The organism is Deltaproteobacteria bacterium (genome assembly GCA_009930495.1).
Lineage (GTDB): Bacteria > Desulfobacterota > Desulfovibrionia > Desulfovibrionales > Desulfomicrobiaceae > Desulfomicrobium.
Genome location: RZYB01000465.1, coordinates 1 through 1,073, shown reverse-complemented (window position 1 = coordinate 1,073; position 1,073 = coordinate 1). Strand labels below are relative to the sequence as shown.

Annotated in this window: 2 protein-coding genes; both read right to left on the bottom strand. The window is 55.3% G+C overall.

The window, feature by feature from the left end:
* The coding region (locus EOL86_15510; protein ID NCD26977.1) for a PhoU family transcriptional regulator at window positions 1-776 on the bottom strand (776 nt) is incomplete at its 3' end.
* 9 nt (window positions 777-785) lie between these two features.
* Window positions 786-1,055, bottom strand: coding sequence for an amphi-Trp domain-containing protein (locus EOL86_15505; GenBank protein NCD26976.1), 270 nt, complete (start codon window positions 1,053-1,055; stop codon window positions 786-788).
* Window positions 1,056-1,073 lie beyond the last annotated feature (18 nt).

The window sequence follows — 1,073 nt, the reverse complement described above, 5'->3', positions numbered from 1 at the left end:
GAGTCCCGCGCGTCGGGCGATTTTTTCTCTTCCACGCGGGCAATGCGGCACCCCGAACGCGACCCCCAGATGCCCTGGAAATCCACGTCCGTGACCTCGCCCTTGAGGCCCGACGTGCGCAGATTGCGCTCCAAGGCCTGGAACTGCTGAATCTTGATCCGCTCGCCGATGATGACAAAGAGCAGGGCCTCGCCGATATTGAGCAGACTGTCCCCGATGCGCTCCATGTAGCGGATGATAAACAGCGAGGTGATGTGATCCTCCACGTTGCGGCCGATGCGCAGGTGGATCATGATCTTGTCGAAATTCTGCTTGTACATGGAGTCCAGCTCGTCCTCCATGCGACAGATGGCCAGGGCTCCGGACAGATTGGCCTTGCGCAGCACGGGCAGGATATCCTGGATCGTGTCGTGGATTTTGCAAAAGCTGTCCTTGTAATCGAAATTCTCCAGAAAGCGCGGCGTGGACAGATAGCCCATCTGCTTGGCGATGTTCACGCAGTAGTCGCCAATACGCTCCAGATTGATGGCCATGACATGCACGGCCCGCAGATACTTGATTTCGTCCGGACTGAGGTGGGTCTGGTTCAGTGTGGTGAAGCATTTATTCTCGATGACGTTCTTCAGATTGTCGATATAGTCGTCCTTGCTGAAGATTTTGTCATACGTCGCGGGCGTGGGCGCCAGGAGAAATTCAAAGGTGGCCTTGATCTGATTCTGGACTTCAAGAATCAGGAATCGGAAATTTTCCTCCAGGCCCTCGAAACGTTTGTGCATGGGGCGTTCCTAGGAGCTGATGGAGATGCTGCCGGCGGTCGGGGCATCCTCGGTTTTGTCCTTCCAGCTGACCTTGATGGCCAGTTTGTTCTCCTGCCCCTTCTTTTTCACCGCCACCTCGAATTTCATGAATCCGCTGGGGTGCATGCAGATTTCCGAGCCGTCGGAATTGACCACGATGCGGCTCTGCTCGAACCCTTCGCGCAGCGCCTGGAGATATTTCTGGATGGTCTGGCAGTCCTGCACGGATTCAAATTCGAATTTGTCGTCTTGCGCCATGATCGTTCCTTGTTGTTA

What these genes read in the sequence shown, in the direction of transcription:
- EOL86_15505 (NCD26976.1), bottom strand. Translation starts at nt 1,055, where the DNA reads ATGGCGCAAGACGACAAATTCGAATTTGAATCCGTGCAGGACTGCCAG.